The organism is Saccharopolyspora elongata (assembly GCF_004348985.1).
GTDB lineage: Bacteria > Actinomycetota > Actinomycetes > Mycobacteriales > Pseudonocardiaceae > Saccharopolyspora > Saccharopolyspora elongata.
On record NZ_SMKW01000003.1, the window covers coordinates 53,974 to 70,169 of the forward strand.

15 protein-coding genes are annotated in these 16,196 nt (G+C 70.2%); 10 read left to right on the forward strand and 5 right to left on the reverse strand.

From position 1 onward, the window contains the following. Position 1: 1 nt before the first annotated feature. Positions 2 to 895 carry an esterase/lipase family protein gene (locus E1288_RS03300; protein ID WP_132480496.1) on the reverse strand — a complete coding sequence of 298 codons (894 nt, stop codon included), beginning with the start codon at positions 893 to 895 and terminating at the stop codon, positions 2 to 4. A gap of 248 nt (positions 896 to 1,143) precedes the next feature. Here E1288_RS03300 and E1288_RS03305 point away from each other — a divergent pair, with 248 nt between their 5' ends. From E1288_RS03305 to E1288_RS03325, 5 genes are all read left to right on the forward strand, one after another. Beyond that, complete coding sequence (locus E1288_RS03305; RefSeq protein WP_268951789.1) at positions 1,144 to 1,848, forward strand: HAD family hydrolase; 705 nt, start codon at positions 1,144 to 1,146, stop codon at positions 1,846 to 1,848. After that, the gene (locus E1288_RS03310; protein ID WP_132480502.1) at positions 1,848 to 2,816 is read left to right on the forward strand and encodes a homoserine dehydrogenase; all 969 of its coding nucleotides are present in this window, start codon (positions 1,848 to 1,850) and stop codon (positions 2,814 to 2,816) included. The genes E1288_RS03305 and E1288_RS03310 overlap by 1 nt, the downstream gene beginning before the upstream one ends. 91 nt (positions 2,817 to 2,907) lie before the next feature. Continuing rightward, positions 2,908 to 3,171 (forward strand): phosphoribosyl-ATP diphosphatase, encoded by a 264-nt coding sequence (locus E1288_RS03315; protein ID WP_093260198.1) that lies wholly within the window; start codon positions 2,908 to 2,910, stop codon positions 3,169 to 3,171. A 260-nt stretch (positions 3,172 to 3,431) separates the two neighbouring features. Further along, the gene (hisG, locus tag E1288_RS03320; protein ID WP_132480505.1) at positions 3,432 to 4,280 is read left to right on the forward strand and encodes an ATP phosphoribosyltransferase; all 849 of its coding nucleotides are present in this window, start codon (positions 3,432 to 3,434) and stop codon (positions 4,278 to 4,280) included. Positions 4,281 to 4,670: 390 nt separating this feature from the next. Further along, entirely contained in the window at positions 4,671 to 5,516 is an 846-nt protein-coding gene (locus tag E1288_RS03325) for a VOC family protein (protein ID WP_132480508.1), read from the forward strand. A gap of 138 nt (positions 5,517 to 5,654) precedes the next feature. On the opposite strand, the gene E1288_RS03330 is transcribed toward E1288_RS03325, so the two are convergent. After that, positions 5,655 to 6,542 carry a RecB family exonuclease gene (locus E1288_RS03330; protein ID WP_132480511.1) on the reverse strand — a complete coding sequence of 296 codons (888 nt, stop codon included), beginning with the start codon at positions 6,540 to 6,542 and terminating at the stop codon, positions 5,655 to 5,657. A gap of 89 nt (positions 6,543 to 6,631) precedes the next feature. Here E1288_RS03330 and E1288_RS03335 point away from each other — a divergent pair, with 89 nt between their 5' ends. Together E1288_RS03335 and E1288_RS03340 are read left to right on the forward strand one after the other, a co-directional pair. Then, positions 6,632 to 7,771, forward strand: a complete 1,140-nt coding sequence (locus tag E1288_RS03335) for a site-2 protease family protein (protein ID WP_132480514.1) — start codon at positions 6,632 to 6,634, stop codon at positions 7,769 to 7,771. Between the two features lie 151 nt (positions 7,772 to 7,922). Beyond that, positions 7,923 to 8,756 carry a tRNA (adenine-N1)-methyltransferase gene (locus E1288_RS03340; protein ID WP_132480517.1) on the forward strand — a complete coding sequence of 278 codons (834 nt, stop codon included), beginning with the start codon at positions 7,923 to 7,925 and terminating at the stop codon, positions 8,754 to 8,756. A 55-nt stretch (positions 8,757 to 8,811) separates the two neighbouring features. Here E1288_RS03340 and E1288_RS03345 read toward each other — a convergent pair whose 3' ends face one another. Continuing rightward, on the reverse strand, positions 8,812 to 9,564 hold the full coding sequence (locus E1288_RS03345) for a hypothetical protein (RefSeq protein ID WP_132480520.1): 753 nt from the start codon (positions 9,562 to 9,564) through the stop codon (positions 8,812 to 8,814). 37 nt (positions 9,565 to 9,601) lie between these two features. Then, complete coding sequence (locus E1288_RS03350; RefSeq protein WP_132480523.1) at positions 9,602 to 10,255, reverse strand: Rv0361 family membrane protein; 654 nt, start codon at positions 10,253 to 10,255, stop codon at positions 9,602 to 9,604. 505 nt (positions 10,256 to 10,760) lie between these two features. Between E1288_RS03350 and arc the strand changes: the two genes are divergently transcribed. Next, a complete protein-coding gene (arc, locus tag E1288_RS03355; protein WP_132480526.1) occupies positions 10,761 to 12,551 on the forward strand; it encodes a proteasome ATPase in 1,791 nt (596 codons plus the stop codon). Between the two features lie 80 nt (positions 12,552 to 12,631). Beyond that, positions 12,632 to 13,582 carry an aldo/keto reductase gene (locus E1288_RS03360; protein WP_132480529.1) on the forward strand — a complete coding sequence of 317 codons (951 nt, stop codon included), beginning with the start codon at positions 12,632 to 12,634 and terminating at the stop codon, positions 13,580 to 13,582. 181 nt (positions 13,583 to 13,763) lie between these two features. On the opposite strand, the gene E1288_RS03365 is transcribed toward E1288_RS03360, so the two are convergent. After that, on the reverse strand, positions 13,764 to 14,273 hold the full coding sequence (locus tag E1288_RS03365; protein ID WP_132480532.1) for an NUDIX hydrolase: 510 nt from the start codon (positions 14,271 to 14,273) through the stop codon (positions 13,764 to 13,766). Between the two features lie 117 nt (positions 14,274 to 14,390). Here E1288_RS03365 and dop point away from each other — a divergent pair, with 117 nt between their 5' ends. Continuing rightward, positions 14,391 to 15,890: a depupylase/deamidase Dop gene (gene dop, locus E1288_RS03370; protein ID WP_132480535.1), complete on the forward strand. Its 1,500-nt coding sequence runs from the start codon at positions 14,391 to 14,393 to the stop codon at positions 15,888 to 15,890. Positions 15,891 to 16,196 lie beyond the last annotated feature (306 nt).

Genomic DNA, 16,196 nt, shown 5'->3' on the forward strand with positions numbered 1-16,196 from the left:
GCTACCACTTGCCGTTCTGGTTCACCGCCTCGTAGGCGGTCTTGACCGGAGCCCAGCCGTTGCCGGTGTCGTGCGGGACGCCTTCGCTGGAGTGCCAGTAGCGGAGTTCGTGCTTGCCGCCGGCGATCTCGCGGATGCCGGAGTGCGTCACCTTCGGGCTGTTCCCGTTGAGGTACCGGAACTTGTGGTCGGCGTGGTAGCCCTTGTCGATCGCGGACGTGCCGCTGACCGTCTCGTCCTCGTTGGCGCCCGCGAACGTCCAGTCCGTCCCGGCCGCCCAGGACTGGCTCAGGCGGTTCTCCGGCGCGTGCAGGACGCGCATGAACTCCGAGTCCGGGTCCATCGACTTCCACTGCGTGGTGTCCGAGGCGTCCGGGTTGCGCACGCCCCGGTGCGGGGTGCCGAGCGTGACGACGTCGCCGACCTTCAACGGCCCCTTCGGGAAGCCCGACCAGCCCTTGGCCGAACCCAGCAGCGCGACGCGGGTGACCAGCCCGCCCATCGAGTGCGCCACGATGTCGACCGATTTGCCCTTCTTCGTGTGGTGCTCGTAGATGTAGTTGGCGAAGTCGGCGGCCACGTGCTTGATCCGCGTGCCGGTGGTGTTGTCGTCGCTGATCGAGACGTCGCAGCCGGTGTCGCCCTTGTAGTAGCCGACGGTCTTCAGCTGTCCGCCGGGCCAGCCGCGCTTCTCGAAGTAGTCGACGGCGTTGCCCCAGATGGTCTTGCAGTTCGCGTCGCTGCCCGGGTTGTAGCCGTGCACGAAGTAGACCGGATTGTTCCCCGCCGCCGAGGTTTCCGGGCTTTCCGGTTGCGCCGCAGCCGTTCCGCTGAGCGCCAGCATCGCGACCGCGAGCAACGCCGCCGCGGCCCGGCCCGTCCTGCTGAACACCATGCGCGTCCTCCTCCCAACGGGAATGCGGCCTTCCAAGGTAGGTGAAGCCGATCTCGCCTTCCGGCCGAACGATCACGCGTCGCTCGTTCGGGCCGCCGCGTTGGGCCGACCGGGCCCGGGCCGCGCGTCGATTGCTCCGATCGAGGGGCGACGAGGGATTGAACACTTTCGCTGGGGGAGGCCGGACCTCGGGTGCTGTACTGGTAGTGGTCATGGTCCACACCTCTTCCCGGAACGGAGATCCCCGAGTGACCCGCGACGCCGGTCAGAACTCGCCCGCCGCAGTGCTGTTCGACATGGACGGCACGCTCGTCGACTCCGAGAAGCTGTGGACCATCGCGCTGGACGACTACGCAAGGCATCGCGGGGGCGCGCTCACCGACGCGACCCGGGAGGCGATGGTCGGCTCCAACATGACCCGCAGCATGCGAATGCTGCTGGCCGATGTCGGGATCGCGGGTGTCCCGGAAGAAGTCGGCACTGCGGAGGTCGACGCGGCGGCGAAGTGGGTCGCGGCCCGCATGGAGGAGCTGTTCGAGCTGGGCCTGCCGTGGCGGCCGGGCGCGCCGGAGGCGCTGCGCGAGGCCCGCGAGCTGGGCATCCCCACCGCGCTGGTGACCTCCACGATCCGCCCCCTGACGGAGCTGGCGCTGGAAACCCTCGGCCGGGACTCGTTCGACGTGACGGTCTGCGGCGACGAGGTGGACGGCAAGAACAAGCCCGAGCCGGAGCCGTACCTGAAGGCCGCGCGGCTGCTCGGCGTCGACCCGGCGCAGTGCGTCGCGATCGAGGATTCCCCGACCGGGGTGGCCGCGGCCGAGGCCGCCGGCTGCCTGGTGATCGCCATCCCCTGCGAGGTGCCGCTGCAGCCCGGCCCGCACCGGGTCCTGCGCGACTCGCTGGCGGACGTGGACTTCGCCGCCCTCGGTGAGCTGTTCGCCCGGGCGGCGTGATGATCGACGTGCCGATCGTCCTGGCCGGGTACGGGCCGGTGGGGCGGGAGTACGTCGAGCTCGTCCGGCGGCACCGTGCGCGCTGGCGCGACACCTACGGCGCCGACCTGCACGTCGTCGCCGTCCGCGGCCGGCAGTCGCAGGTCCGGATCGATGGCGCCGTGCCGTCCCGCGGGCAGTGGGATCCCGCCGGTGAGATCGCCGAACTCCTCGCCGGCGCCCGGGTGCTGGCGCAGGCCGTGCCCTCGGACGGCAGCGACCAGCCCGCGCTGGACGCCCTGCAGGCGTTGCAGCAGGGCGCGCACGTCGTGACCGCGACGAAGTCGCACCTGCTCACGCATTGGCGGAAGCTCGACGAGGCCGCGCGCCGGGCCGGGCGGTCGGTGCGGATCTCCGGGGCGACCGGCGCCGCGATGCCGGCCGGTGACCTGGCCCGCTCGGTGCTGCGCGGCTTCGACGTCCGCGCCGTGCAGGGCTGCCCGAACGGCACCGCGACCTTCGTCCTCGACCGGATCGCCGCAGGTCACGGCCTGGCCGGCGCGGTCGTCGAGGCCCAGCGGCGCGGCATCGCCGAGGCCGACCCCACCGCCGACCTCTCCGGCAAGGACGCCGCGACCAAGCTCCGGCTGATCACCGGCCTGCTGTGGGGCTGGGACCCGGCGGACGTCGCGGTCGAGGCGGAGCCGATCCGCGAACCGCTGCCGCCGGTGCCGGAGGGCCACCGGCTCCGGCAGGTCGCCGGCGCGCAGCGCGAGGAGCCTGGGCTGGTGCGCGTCGAGCTGCGCGCCGAACCCGCGGCGAGCACCTTCGGCGCGCTGCTGGGGCCGGAGAAGGCGATCAGCTACGACTGCGGCGAAGCCGGGATGATCGCCGTCTCCGGCGGCCGGTCGAGCCCGCGGGGCGCCGCGCTGGCCATGGTCAAGGACACGCTCGGGGCGGTGCTGGAGGCGACCACCGGGTTCCACTGAGGTGTCCGGCGGGTGACGCGCCGTGATGAAACCCGCAAACGAGCGGGTCCGCCTTCTGGTTCGGCGGCCCGGGATGCAAGGATCGTGGACTGTGAAGACCTTCGACGAGTTGTTCGCCGAACTGCAGGAACGAGCCCGGACCCGTCCGGAGGGCTCGGCGACGGTGGCCGCGCTCGACGCCGGGACGCATGCCCAGGGCAAGAAGGTCCTCGAAGAGGCCGGCGAGGTGTGGATCGCCGCCGAGCACGAATCGGACGAACAGCTCGCCGAGGAGATCTCGCAGCTGCTGTACCGGCTGCAGGTCATCATGCTGGGGCGCGGACTGTCCCTTGAGGACGTCTACCGCTACCTGTGAACTGGTCATGCTGATCGGGGTGGAGGTGCGCGTGAGTGCACGTGCCGTCAGGCAAGCGGTGTCAGCCGCTTTCTCTTTCGCCACGCGCGCAACTCGCACCGCCGCGGGTTCTCAGAGGGCCTCTCGGGAGGACAGCCCCGGCGTGGCGTATTGGTCATACATGAGTCGGGGATCCCGGACCGAGAGGGCCTCTGAGGTTCCGCTACCGGCACCGCTGCTCAAGTCGACTGCTGCAATTTAGAAGAAGGAGATCGAGTTCCATGCTGCGTGTGGCTGTGCCCAACAAGGGCACCCTCGCTGGTCCCGCATCCGAGATGCTCGCGGAAGCCGGGTACCGGCAGCGCCATGAGCAGCGGGACCTCACCGTCCTGGACACCACCAACGACGTCGAGTTCTTCTTCCTGCGCCCCAAGGACATCGCGATCTACGTCGGCTCCGGCGAGCTCGACCTCGGGCTCACCGGCCGCGATCTGGCCCGCGATTCCGGCGCCCCGGTCGAGGAGCGGCTCGCGCTCGGCTTCGGCGGCTCCACGTTCCGCTACGCCGCCCCGGCGGGCCAGCACGACTGGGCCGTCGCGGACCTGCAGGACAAGCGGATCGCCACGTCCTACCCGAGGCTGGTCACCGACGACCTCGCGCAGCACGGCGTGACGGCCGACGTCATCCGGCTCGACGGCGCGGTGGAGATCTCCATCCAGCTCGGCGTCGCCGACGCCATCGCCGACGTGGTCGGCTCCGGCCGCACGCTGCGCCAGCACGGCCTGGTCGCCTTCGGCGAGCCGATCTGCAACTCCGAGGCGGTGGTGATCGAGCGCCGCGGTTCGGACGACGAGCAGGCCAAGAACCAGCTCATCGCCCGCCTGCAGGGCGTGGTGTTCGCCCAGCAGTACGTGATGCTGGACTACAACTGCCCGCGCGACCTGCTCGACGACGCCACGAAGGTGACGCCGGGCCTGGAGTCGCCGACCATGTCGCCGCTGGCCGACGACCGCTGGGTGGCGGTGCGCGCGATGGTCTCCCGCAAGGACGCCCCGGCGATCATGGACCGCCTCGCCGCGGTCGGTGCCAAGGCCATCCTGTCCTCCGACATCAGGGCCTGCCGCCTTTAGAACCTGTTCCAGGCTCGCCTTGCTTGTCGGTGCGGGTGGCAGAACCTCAGACGCCGTCTGGACTGTGGGAGCCCCGACTTACGTATGTCCAAATACGCGGCGTCGGGGCTGTCCTCGCCCAGTAGCCCAGAAGGGCGGGCACCGTCTGAGAACCCGCGGCGGTGCGAGTTGCGTAGGTGGGCTAAGCGGCTGCGCCGCTTCAAAAGCGCCCTTGCAGCGCCACAGCCTGTCAACGCACTGCTCTGTTCAGGCGAACGCCGCGTCCTCGCGAGTTCGTCCTGTATGCCCGGTTGCTCCACCGGATTGTGATCCGAGTGCCCCAAGTCGGCCGTGCCGATTGCGGATAATGGAATCCGGGACGATCTTGGACGAGCCGGTGGGGGTGAGGAAATGGCCGTCGTGGTACCGGGAACTACCCCGCCGCGGTGGGAGCTCTACGAGGGGATGCCATGCTGGATAGAGCTGATCACCACGGATCTCGAGCGGGCCCAGGAATTCTACTCCGGGCTGTTCGACTGGACGTACGAAACTCATCGCGATCCGGTCTCCGGCGAACACGTGATCGCCATGCGCGAGGGTTTCCCGGTGGCCAGCCTGCGGGCCGCCTCCGGTGACCAGTCGAGCTGGCGGCTCTACCTGGCCACCGCGGACTGCGAGGCCTTCGCGGAGCGGGCCGTGGCGTTGGGCGCGACGGTGACCGTGCCGCGCAACGAGGTGCCCGGGCTGGGCGCCAAGACGGTGCTGGTCGGGCCGGCCGGGGCCGAGTTCGGGCTGCTGGAACCCGAGGAGTCCTGGCAGTTCGACGTCGGGCTGCCGGGCACCCTGATGTGGGCCGAGCTGGTCACCATCAAGGCGCAGACCGCGGACAACTTCTTCCAGGAGCTCTTCGGCTACAGCGCCGAGCAGTTCGGCACCGAGCACCGCTCGGACTACTCCGTCTGGTACCTCGGGGACGAGTCGGTGTGCGCCCGGGTCAGCATGATCCGCGACTTCATCACCGAGTCCACCAAGCCGCACTGGCTGCTCTACCTCGGCGTCGACGCGGAGGTCGGCACCGATGAGCTGGTCCGCCGCGCGATCGGCCTCGGCGGTCGCGTGCGGGTGGATCCGTACGACTCCAGCATCGGCCGGGTCGCGGTCCTCCGGGATCCCAGCGGCGCCCGCTTCGCGGTCATCGACCCGACCCAGGCCGGCGACTTCGGTACCGCCGCCAACTACGACCCCTACGAGGACTGACCGCCCGAGGGCCCGGCTGCCGTCCGGGGTGCCGCAATTTCAATGGAAATCGGACCTTCGATTTCCATTGAAATTGCGCGAGTTGTCCACAACCTCCGCAGTTTCGATTGAAACTGCGATCCCCCGGGCGGCGGCGGGTCAGTCGGTGCGGTCGAGGACGGATTCCGGGCCCGGGTCGGGTTCCGGCCAGCCCGGGTAGGGCGGCGGGGTGCCGCCGAAGGCCGGGCACAGCGGCTTGTGGTCGCAGTAGTCGCACAGGCGGCTGGGGTTCGGCCGGAAGTCGCCCGTCTTGCCCGCCCGCAGGATCGCCTGCCAGATCGCCTCCAGGGTGCGCTCGAAGCGGCGCAGCTCCGTCTCGTCCGGCGTGTAGGCCAGCCGCTGCTTGCTGGCCAGGTACATCAGCAGCAGCTGGCGGGGGATCTCGCCGCGGGTGCGCCACAGCACCAGGGCGTAGAACTTCATCTGGAACATCGCCTTGGCCTCGCCGATCTCCCGCGGCGCGGCACCGGTCTTGTAGTCGACCAGCCGGATCTCGCCGGTCGGGGCCACGTCGACGCGGTCGATGAACCCGCGCAGCAGCACCCCGGAGTCGAGCTCGGTCTCCACCCGCAGCTCGCAGGCCTCCGGCTCCAGCCGACGCGGGTCCTCCAGCTCGAAGTAGGCGTCCAGCAGCGCGTTCGCCGACTCCAGCCAGCCCGTCAGCTCGGGATCGTCGGGCCCGTCGAACAGCTCGCCGAGCTCGGGCTGCTGCGCGAGCAGCTCCTCCCAGGCCGGCTGCAGCAGCGCCCGCGCCTGCGCCTGGTCGCGCTCGGCGGTCGGCAGTCCGAACAGCCGCTCCAGCACCGAATGCACCACGGTGCCGCGCACCTGCGCCTTGCTGGGCGTTTCCGGCAGCCGGTCCACGGCGCGGAACCGGTAGAGCAGCGGGCACTGCTTGAAATCGCTCGCGCGGGACGGGGACAGCGCCGGCCGCCTGGGCCTGCCGTCCTGGAGTGTCCCGCCTGTCGCCTGCGCAGGTTCCGCCATGGCCCGAGACCCTAATCGAGCCGACCGACACGCGATCACCCCCTGCACGGATCACGACTGCCTCACGGGTGGGGCACTACCCTGCGTGCATGCCGTCGACCGCGTCCCCGCCCACCCGGCCCAAGTTGAACGACGGCGGCCTGCTGCTGTGCCGCATCGCCGGGGTGCCAGTGCTGCTGTCGCCGTCGTGGTGGCTCGGGGCGGCGCTGATCGTGCTGCTCTACACGCCGCTGGTGGGCCGGATACTGCCGGGAGCGGGGATCTGGGAGAGCGCGCTGCTGGCGGCGGTGTTCACCGTGCTGCTGGCGGTTTCGGTGCTGCTGCACGAGCTCGGGCACTGCATCGTCGCGCTGCGCCTGGGGCTGCCGGTGCGGCGCGTTCGCCTGTTCCTGCTCGGCGGCCTGTCGGAGATCTCCCGGACGCCGCCGAAACCCACCCAGGAGGGCCTGATCGCGGCGGCCGGGCCCGCGGTGTCGATGGTGCTGGCGCTGGCGACCGGCATCGGCTGGTTCGCGCTGGTGCCCGGCGGCGCGATCTGGCTGCTGGTCGCGCAGACCTGCGTGGCGAACCTCGCGGTGGCGGTGTTCAACCTGCTGCCGGGCCTGCCGCTGGACGGCGGCCGGATGCTGCGGGCGCTGACCTGGCGGCTCACCGGCAAGCGCGCCACGGGCACCACGGCGGGCGTGATCGGCGCGGGAGCGGTGGCGGCGGTCCTGATCGGCTGGGCGCTGGTCGGCCTGCTCAACAACGCCCAGGACCAGTGGCTGCGGCTGGGCGTGTGCGTGCTGATGGCGTGGTTCGTGGTGGCCGGTGCGAGCGCGGAGCACGCGGCCGAGCAGCGCAAGCGCTGGCCCGCGGGCCTGGAGCTGGGCGACCTGGTGCGCCCGGTCCTGCAGCTCCCGGCGGAGAGCCCGGTGGGCGATGCGCTGCTGGCGGCGGCGGGCCGGGGCGTGGTCCTGGTGCGGGCGGACGGCATCGCGGTCGGCCTGCTCGACCAGACCGCGGCGGAGCGCCTGGCCACCCACGCGCCGAACGAACCGGCCGAGCGAGCGGCCGAACCGGTCGACCCGGACACGATCCTGCTCGACAGCGAGACCCCGGACGCGATCCTGGAGCGGGTGCAGTCGGTGCTGGCCTGGCAGTTCCTCGTGGTCGACGGCGAGGGCAGGCCCAGCGGCGTCCTGCGCCGCGAGGACCTCCGCAACGCGCTGCGCTCCCGTCGCGGGTGAGCAGCCCGTGAGCGTTTTGGGGTGTCATAGCGCCCCAAAACGCTCACGTGACCTGCGCAGCGGCAATGGGGTGGCGGAAGCCGACCCGAGCCTTCTTCGGACGCTCTGCGACGATGGTGCGCTGTACCAGCGTGGAGAAGGTAGGCAGCAGTTGAGCAGCACCGTCAGCGGTGAGTTCCAGCCCGGCGACCGGGTCCAGTTGACCGACCCGAAGGGCCGGAAGTACACGGTCGTCCTGGAGCAGGGAGGGGAGTACCACACGCACCGCGGTGCCCTCGCGCACGACGACCTGATCGGCAAGCCGGAGGGCTCGGTGGTGACCTCGGCGGGCGGCACGTCGTTCCTGGCGCTGCGGCCGCTGCTGGCCGACTACGTGCTGTCGATGCCGCGCGGCGCCCAGGTCATCTACCCGAAGGACGCGGCGCAGATCCTCATGTGGGGCGACATCCGCCCGGGCGCGCGGGTGCTGGAGGCGGGCGCCGGATCGGGCGCGCTGAGCTGCTCGCTGCTGCGCGCGGTCGGCCCCGAGGGCAGCGTGACGTCGTTCGAGGTGCGCGAGGACCACGCGGAGCACGCGGAGCGCAACGTGCGGCGCTTCTTCGGCGACAAGCCGGACAACTGGACGCTGCAGCTGGGCGACGTCCAGGATTACGACGGCGACCCGGTCGACCGGGTGGTGCTCGACATGCTCGCGCCCTGGGACGTCCTGGACAAGGTCCACGAGAAGCTGCTGCCCGGCGGCGTCCTGGTCGTCTACGTGGCCACGACGACCCAGCTGTCCCGGATCACGGAGGCCATCCGCGAGCAGCAGAACTGGACGGAACCCCAGTCCTGGGAAACGCTGCTGCGCCCGTGGCACGTGGTGGGCATGGCGGTCCGCCCGGACCACCGGATGGTGGCGCACACGGCGTTCCTCCTGACGACCCGCCGCCTGGCGGACGGCGTGACCCCGCCCCGGGTCCAGCGCCGCCCCAGCAAAGGCTGAACGCGAAAGGCCCGCCCCGGACCGGGGCGGGCCTTTGCACGTGATCGGGCGTCGATCAGCAGAGCTTCCAGGAGCCGTCTTCGACGACCATCTTGAACTCTTCGTCGATCTTCTCGTCGGGGATCAGGTCGGCCACGTTCTGGCCCATGATCTCGACGTCGGCGGTGATGCTCATCGTGCCGGTGACCTTGGCCGTGGCGGTGTTGTCGCCGTTGTCCTTGACCTCGCCCAGCTTCATCTCGATCTTCATGCCGTCGATCAGCTTCTGGATGTCGGCGTCGGTGAGACCGAACTCCTTGAGCTCGTCGAATGAACCGCCCTTGCCCTCGAAGGTGTCCAGCATCTCCTGGAACTTCTCCTGCTCCTTCTTGCAGGACATGGGCTGCAGGCTGGCGAAGTCCTTCTGGTTGATCGCGTCGATGCCCTGCTGGGCGACCTTGCGGGGGTCGCCGGGGCCGCCGGTGAAGACGATCACCAGGGTGATCACCAGGCCGATCACGAGGAGGCCGCCGATGCCGCCCAGGATCCACGGCAGCGGGGACTTCTTCTTCGGCGCGTCGAAGCCCGGCTGGCCGAAGCCGCCGCCCTGCGGCGGGTACGGGGGCTGCTGGCCGAAGCCCTGCTGCGGCTGTGGGCCGCTCTGCGGGTACGCGCCGCCCTGCTGGGGCTGGCCGCCGCTGGGCGGGTAGGCGCCGCCCGGCTGGCCGCCGAAGCCCTGCTGCGGCTGGCCACCGCTGGGCGGGTACTGGCCGCCGGGCTGCTGCCCCCAGCCGTCCTGCCCGGGCGGCTGCTGCGGTGGGTACGTCATGGGTCCTCCCCCTTGCTCACATGCTCTTGCTGCGGGCTCACTGGTCGAGCTGGCAGACCTTCCAGGTGCCGTCCTCCACGACCAGGCCCATCGTCTGGTCCACAGGTGTGGACGATCCGTCGGCCTCGTAGGTTCCGGTCAACTTCGCGGTGGCCTGGTCGCCACGCTCGGTCACCTCGCCGAGCTTGACGTTGAACTTCCACTGGCTGAGCTGGCTCATCGCCTTGCTCAGCTCGGCCTTGTTGGAGTCGCAGAACAGGCTGCTCACGCCGTTGAAGTCGCCGGCGTTGACCTTCTGGACGACCTCCTGCGCGACCGGCCGGGCCTCGCCGGGCCCGCTGTTCAGCCAGAAGAACACCCCGACACCGGCCCCTGCGAGGACGACCAGCGCCCCGACCAGGCTGAGGATCAGCGGTAGCTTCGACTTCTTCCGCTGCGGCGGCTCGACGTCGGCGAAGCCGTTGGGCTCCTGGATCCAGGAGCCGGGGCCGAACTCGCTGCCCCACTGGGGGGCCATGGGCGCCTGCTGCTGCTGCTGGTCCGGGCCCTGCTGGCCCCAGCCGGTGTGCTGGTTGCCGTACCAGGCGGGCTGCTGCTGCGGGGTTTCCGGCGGACCCTGCTGAGGGAACCCGTTGCCCGCGGGTTGCTGCCCCCACCCGCCCTGTCCAGGCTGCTGCGGCGGATAGGTCATGGCTCCTCCCCGGAGTGGTGCGTTGCTGCTTTCGGCGGCCGTAAGTAGATCAGAGCCCGCGACGCGTGGTGCACGGAGTGGACTTTTCGGCACTCAATCGTCATGGGGAATTCGCCGGGCTGGAGTGGCGTCCAGGGGCAGTTGTTCCAAATGATGGGAGAAGTGCCGGATGCGCTCGCAGCCGGGCGGTCGCAACGCCACCCGGTTGCCGGATCGGTTAACCCGGATGCCCGCCGACCGCCCCGATCCGCGTGGCGCAACGGAAAACCGGTGCTCGTGGGGCCGCGTCGTCCGATCGGGAACGTATCGAACGGACCATGATCGTCAACGCAACGTATCCGCCCCGCCCGGCCGGAACGCGACCCGCTGGCGCCAACTTGGCCCGCCTCATGGGTATTCGCGGATTTTTGTGGCACGCTGGGCGATCCGGCGGGCATCAACGACGCCGCCGTCGTCGGTGATCGCCGGTACCGTGGTGGTACGAGCACGGGAGGAGGGTGCCGACATGCAGCACGACCGTCCCGGCAGCCGGCCTGAGGAGGGCGGCGAGCAGTACAGCGGTGGCTCCGCAGAACTCCGCAGCCAGATTCGTCTCCTGGAAGACGAGGTTGCACTGCTGCGCCGCAGGCTCAACGAGTCTCCCCAACAGGCCCGGTTGCTGGAAAAGCGGCTGGCCGAGGCATCCGAGAGAGTGAGCCAGCTCACCGAACGGAACGCCAAACTCACCGAGACCCTGAAGGAAGCGCGGGGCCAGCTGATGGCGCTGCGCGAAGAAGTCGACCGCCTCGCGCAGCCCCCCAGTGGTTACGGGGTCTTCCTGCACGGCTACGAGGACAGCACGGTCGACGTGTTCACGTCTGGTCGCAAGATGCGGGTGGCGGTGTCACCCAACGTCGAGACGGAGGAACTGAGACTGGGCCAGTCGGTGCGCCTCAACGAGGCCCTGACTGTGGTGGAGGCTGGTGCGTTCGAGCGAACCGGTGAGGTCTGCACCTTCCGGGAGCTGCTGTCCAGCGGTACCGGGGAGAGCCCCCGGGCGCTGGTGCTGGGCCACACCGACGAGGAACGCGTCGTGTGGGTCACCGAACCGCTGGCCGCGTCCGGGCTGAAGGCCGGCGACTCGGTGCTGATCGACAGCAAGGCGGGCTACGCCTACGACGTGGTGCCGAAGGCCGAGGTCGAAGACCTCGTGCTGGAGGAGGTGCCCGACGTCGGGTACCAGGACATCGGTGGGCTGGCCGGCCAGATCGAGCAGATCCGGGACGCGGTGGAGCTGCCGTTCCTGCACTCCGACCTCTACATCGAGTACCAGCTGCGGCCGCCGAAGGGCGTGTTGCTGTACGGCCCGCCGGGCTGCGGCAAGACGCTGATCGCCAAGGCCGTCGCCAACTCGCTGGCGAAGCAGGTCGCCGCCGCGCGCGGCGACGACGACGGCCACGCCAAGTCCTTCTTCCTGAACATCAAGGGCCCCGAACTCCTCAACAAGTTCGTCGGCGAAACCGAGCGGCACATCCGGCTGATCTTCCAGCGGGCGCGGGAGAAGGCCTCCGAGGGCACCCCGGTGATCGTGTTCTTCGACGAGATGGACTCGATCTTCCGGACCCGCGGCAGCGGCGTCTCCTCCGACGTGGAGACGACCATCGTGCCGCAGCTGCTCAGCGAGATCGACGGTGTCGAAGGGCTGGAGAACGTCATCGTCATCGGCGCCTCCAACCGAGAGGACATGATCGACCCGGCGATCCTGCGGCCGGGGCGGCTGGACGTGAAGATCAAGATCGAGCGTCCGGACGCGGAGTCGGCGAAGGACATCTTCTCCAAGTACCTGACCAAGGAACTGCCGATCCACGAGGAAGACCTCAAGGAGTTCGGCGGCGACAAGGGCGCGTGCGTGGAGGCGATGATCCAGACCACGGTCGAGCGGATGTACGCCGAGACCGAGGAGAACCGGTTCCTGGAGGTCACCTACGCCAACGGCGACAAGGAAGTCCTGTACTTCAAGGACTTCAACTCGGGCGCGATGATCCAGAACATCGTGGACCGGGCGAAGAAGGCGGCCATCAAGTCGGTGCTGGAGACCCGCCAGCCGGGCCTGCGCGTGCAGCACCTGCAGGACGCCATCGTCGACGAGTTCGCCGAGAACGAGGACCTGCCCAACACCACCAACCCGGACGACTGGGCCCGCATCTCCGGCAAGAAGGGCGAGCGGATCGTCTACATCCGCACCCTGGTCAGCGGGAAGAGCCAGGAATCCGGCCGAGCGATCGACACGGCCACGAACACGGGCCAGTACCTGTAAGGCCGAGCCCGGGGCCGCCATCTCCGCGGGGGTGGCGGCCCCGAGCTGTGCCGCGGGCCGACAGAGGTTAGGTTCCAGGCATGCTCCCAGCGCAACGATCGGTGCAGCGCCTAGGACTCGGCCTCGCCGCGCTCGGCAGGCCCGCGTACATCAACGTCGGTCGCGCCGCCGTGCTGCCCGTGCAGCGCACCGCGCAGGCGATGCGGGAACGCACCCGGACGGTGCTGGACGCCGCTTACGCCAACGGGATCCGCTGGGTGGACACGGCCCGCTCCTACGGCAGCGCCGAGCAGTTCCTCGCGGACTGGCTGCGCGAGCGCGGCCACCAGGACGTCGCGGTGTCCAGCAAGTGGGGGTACGCCTACGTCGCGCAGTGGCGCATCGAGACCGAGGTGCACGAGGTCAAGGAGCACTCGGTGGAACGCCTGCGCACCCAGTGGGCCGAGACCCGGACGCAGCTCGGCGACCGCATCGACCTCTACCAGGTGCATTCGCTGACCACCAGCAGCCCGCTGTTCGACGACCTGGCGCTGCAGCGCGAGCTGGCGCGGATCCGGGACGCCGGGGTGCAGCTGGGCTTCTCCACCAGCGGCGCGGCGCAGGGCGAAACCATCGAGCGCGCCTGGGAGATCGAGGTGGGCGGGCGGCAGCTGTTCAGCGCCGTGCAGTCCACTTGGAACACCCTGGAGCCGTCCGCGAGCCGCTTCCTGGCCGAGGCGCACACGGGCGGCTGGCGGGTGCTGGTGAAGGAAACCCTGGCGAACGGGCGGCTCGCGGTGGATCCGCCCGCGGAGCTCACCAGGGTCGCCGACCGGCACGGGGTGGGCACCGACGCCATCGCGCTCGCGCACGTCCTGCGCCAGCCCTGGGCCGACGTGGTGCTCGTCGGCGCGGCCAGCGTCGAGCAGCTGGAGTCGAACCTGGCGGCCTGCCGGGTGGAGCTCACGGACCAGGACCTCGACGCGCTGAGCCGGCTGGCCCGCGACGCCGCGACCTACTGGGGCGAACGCGCCGAACTCCCCTGGCACTGAGTGGCGTCCGCGCAGCCGGGGACGGGATGGGATGGGCTGGGATGAAGTCAACGGCCCGTTCGCCCCTTCTATCGACGCGAACGGTCCGTTCGCTCCAATCCGCTTGACGGGGTGTTTTGGAGGGAACGGACCGTTGGTTCCGTCTATTGAGGTGAACAGGCCGTTCGCTTCACACCTCCGTTCACGATCGGGCGAACCATTCCTCGGCGAACTGGCGGCCGTCCGGCACGAACGGCCAGCCAGGGTCGTTCAGGCGCTCGCGGAGCTCGCCCAGGGGCATCCACCAGCCCTCGGCGACTTCTTCCGGCTGGTGGACGATCGGGCCGTCCCACAGCGCCTCGTAGAGGAATCCGTGGTAGCGCACGGTGCCCTGCTCGTAGGTGGAGCGGAACAGGTAGTGCACCGGCACGTCGCGCACCCCGAGTTCCTCGGCGAGTTCGCGCACCGCGGTGACATCGGGATCCTCGCCGGCCGCGACCACGCCGCCCGCCGCGCAGTCGTGCATGCCCGGGTAGACGTCCTTGGTGTCGGTGCGGCGGTGCACGTAGATCCTGTTGCGGTCCGGGGAGAGCAGGAGCACCGCCGAGGCCGCGTGCCAGAGGCCCTCCGCGCGCATCCGCCGCCGCGTCGCGCTGCCCACGACACTCCCGGCCGCGTCGTACACCGCCACCGATTCCTCGCCCGCGCTCATGGCCCAATCGTCGCACCCTCCCTTCGAGGCACACGCGTTGCGCCGAATCGGGTCGACTCGGATCCCTGTGGCGTGCGGCACTCCGCTTGGTCGGTGAGACCCCGTACGCTGCGAGGTATGCGGCGGATCATGGGAACCGAGGTGGAGTACGGCATCGTCGTGCCGGGCGATTCCGGCGCCAACCCGGTGCTGACCTCCACGCACATCGTGCTGGCCTACGCGGCGGCGGCCGACATCCCGCGGGCGCGGCGCGCTCGCTGGGACTACGAGGTCGAGTCGCCGTTGCGCGACGCCCGCGGTTTCGACCTCAGCACAGCGGCGCAGCAGACCAACGGATCGGACGGCGACGACCTCGGGGCGGCCAACGTCATCCTCACCAACGGCGCGCGGCTGTACGTCGACCACGCGCACCCCGAGTACTCGGCGCCCGAGGTGACCAACCCGCGCGACGCGGTCATCTGGGACAAGGCCGGTGAGCGCGTCATGGAGGAGGCGGCGATCCGGGCCGCCAGCGTGCCCGGCAGCGCGCCGATCCAGCTGTACAAGAACAACGTCGACGGCAAGGGCGCCAGCTACGGCACCCACGAGAACTACCTGATGTCCCGCAGCACCCCGTTCACCTCGGTGATCGGCGGCCTCACCCCGTTCTTCGCGTCCCGCCAGGTGATCTGCGGTTCGGGGCGCGTCGGCCTCGGCCAGGCGGGGGAGAAGGCCGGTTTCCAGCTCTCCCAGCGCTCCGACTACATCGAGGTCGAGGTCGGCCTCGAGACGACGCTCAAGCGCGGCATCATCAACACCCGCGACGAGCCGCACGCCGACGCCGACAAGTACCGGCGGCTGCACGTCATCATCGGCGACGCCAACCTCGCGGAGACCTCCACCTACCTCAAGCTCGGCGCCACCGCGCTGGTGCTGGACATGATCGAGTCCGGGCAGCGCTTCGACGACCTGAAGCTGGCCGACCCGGTGCAGGCGGTGCACCTGATCAGCCACGACCCGACCCTCAAGCAGACCGTCGAGCTCACCGACGGGCGCCGGTTCACCGGCCTGGACCTGCAGCGCGCCTACCACGAGCGCGCCGCCCGGCACCTCGACGAGCACGGCGCCGAGCGCCCCGCCCGCGAAGTGCTGGACACCTGGGGCGAGGTGCTGGACCTGCTCGGCGGCGACCCGATGGACTGCGCCGACCGGCTGGACTGGCCCGCCAAGCTCCGGCTCATGGAGAGCTACCGGGCGCGCGACGGCCTGGGCTGGGCGTCGCCGCGGCTGCACATGGTCGACCTGCAGTACTCCGACGTCCGCCTGGACAAGGGCCTGTACAACCGGCTGGTCGCGCGCGGCTCGATGAAGCGCCTGGTCAGCGAGGAGGAGGTCCGGGACGCGGTGACCACGCCGCCGGAGGACACCCGCGCCTACTTCCGCGGCCGGTGCCTGGAGCGCTACCCGTCGGAGGTGGCCGCGGCGTCCTGGGATTCGGTCATCTTCGACCTGGGCCGGGAATCCCTGGTGCGCATCCCGACGTTGGAACCGCTGCGCGGCACCAAGGCCCACGTGGGCGCCCTGCTGGAGGCGGCGGCCAGCGCCGAAGAACTGGTCGACTCGCTGACGAAGGGCTGACAGAGAGGGTGCGGGGTCGTTTTGCGTAGGTGGTCACCCAGCGGAACCTCAGACGCCGTCTCGACTGCGGGATCCCCGACTTGTGTATGACCAATACGCGGCATCGGGGCAGGTCCTCGCAGAGAGCCCCTTACGGGGTGGGCACAGGCTGAGAACCCGCGGGTGGTCCATCTGCGTGCGTGGCGAAAAGCGGCTGGCGCCGCTTGCCTGACGGCCAGCACGGGTTCGCGTTGGTGTCCCGAACGCGAACCGGCCGGTGAACACGTTTCGTGCACGTCAGCCCGGTGTGGATGATCGAAATGACGC

What these genes read in the sequence shown, in the direction of transcription:
- E1288_RS03300 (WP_132480496.1), bottom strand. Translation starts at nt 895, where the DNA reads ATGGTGTTCAGCAGGACGGGCCGGGCCGCGGCGGCGTTGCTCGCGGTC.
- E1288_RS03310 (WP_132480502.1), top strand. Translation starts at nt 1,848, where the DNA reads ATGATCGACGTGCCGATCGTCCTGGCCGGGTACGGGCCGGTGGGGCGG.
- hisG (WP_132480505.1), top strand. Translation starts at nt 3,432, where the DNA reads ATGCTGCGTGTGGCTGTGCCCAACAAGGGCACCCTCGCTGGTCCCGCA.
- E1288_RS03325 (WP_132480508.1), top strand. Translation starts at nt 4,671, where the DNA reads ATGGCCGTCGTGGTACCGGGAACTACCCCGCCGCGGTGGGAGCTCTAC.
- E1288_RS03330 (WP_132480511.1), bottom strand. Translation starts at nt 6,542, where the DNA reads ATGGCGGAACCTGCGCAGGCGACAGGCGGGACACTCCAGGACGGCAGG.
- E1288_RS03335 (WP_132480514.1), top strand. Translation starts at nt 6,632, where the DNA reads ATGCCGTCGACCGCGTCCCCGCCCACCCGGCCCAAGTTGAACGACGGC.
- E1288_RS03345 (WP_132480520.1), bottom strand. Translation starts at nt 9,564, where the DNA reads ATGACGTACCCACCGCAGCAGCCGCCCGGGCAGGACGGCTGGGGGCAG.
- E1288_RS03350 (WP_132480523.1), bottom strand. Translation starts at nt 10,255, where the DNA reads ATGACCTATCCGCCGCAGCAGCCTGGACAGGGCGGGTGGGGGCAGCAA.
- arc (WP_132480526.1), top strand. Translation starts at nt 10,761, where the DNA reads ATGCAGCACGACCGTCCCGGCAGCCGGCCTGAGGAGGGCGGCGAGCAG.
- E1288_RS03360 (WP_132480529.1), top strand. Translation starts at nt 12,632, where the DNA reads ATGCTCCCAGCGCAACGATCGGTGCAGCGCCTAGGACTCGGCCTCGCC.
- E1288_RS03365 (WP_132480532.1), bottom strand. Translation starts at nt 14,273, where the DNA reads ATGAGCGCGGGCGAGGAATCGGTGGCGGTGTACGACGCGGCCGGGAGT.
- dop (WP_132480535.1), top strand. Translation starts at nt 14,391, where the DNA reads ATGCGGCGGATCATGGGAACCGAGGTGGAGTACGGCATCGTCGTGCCG.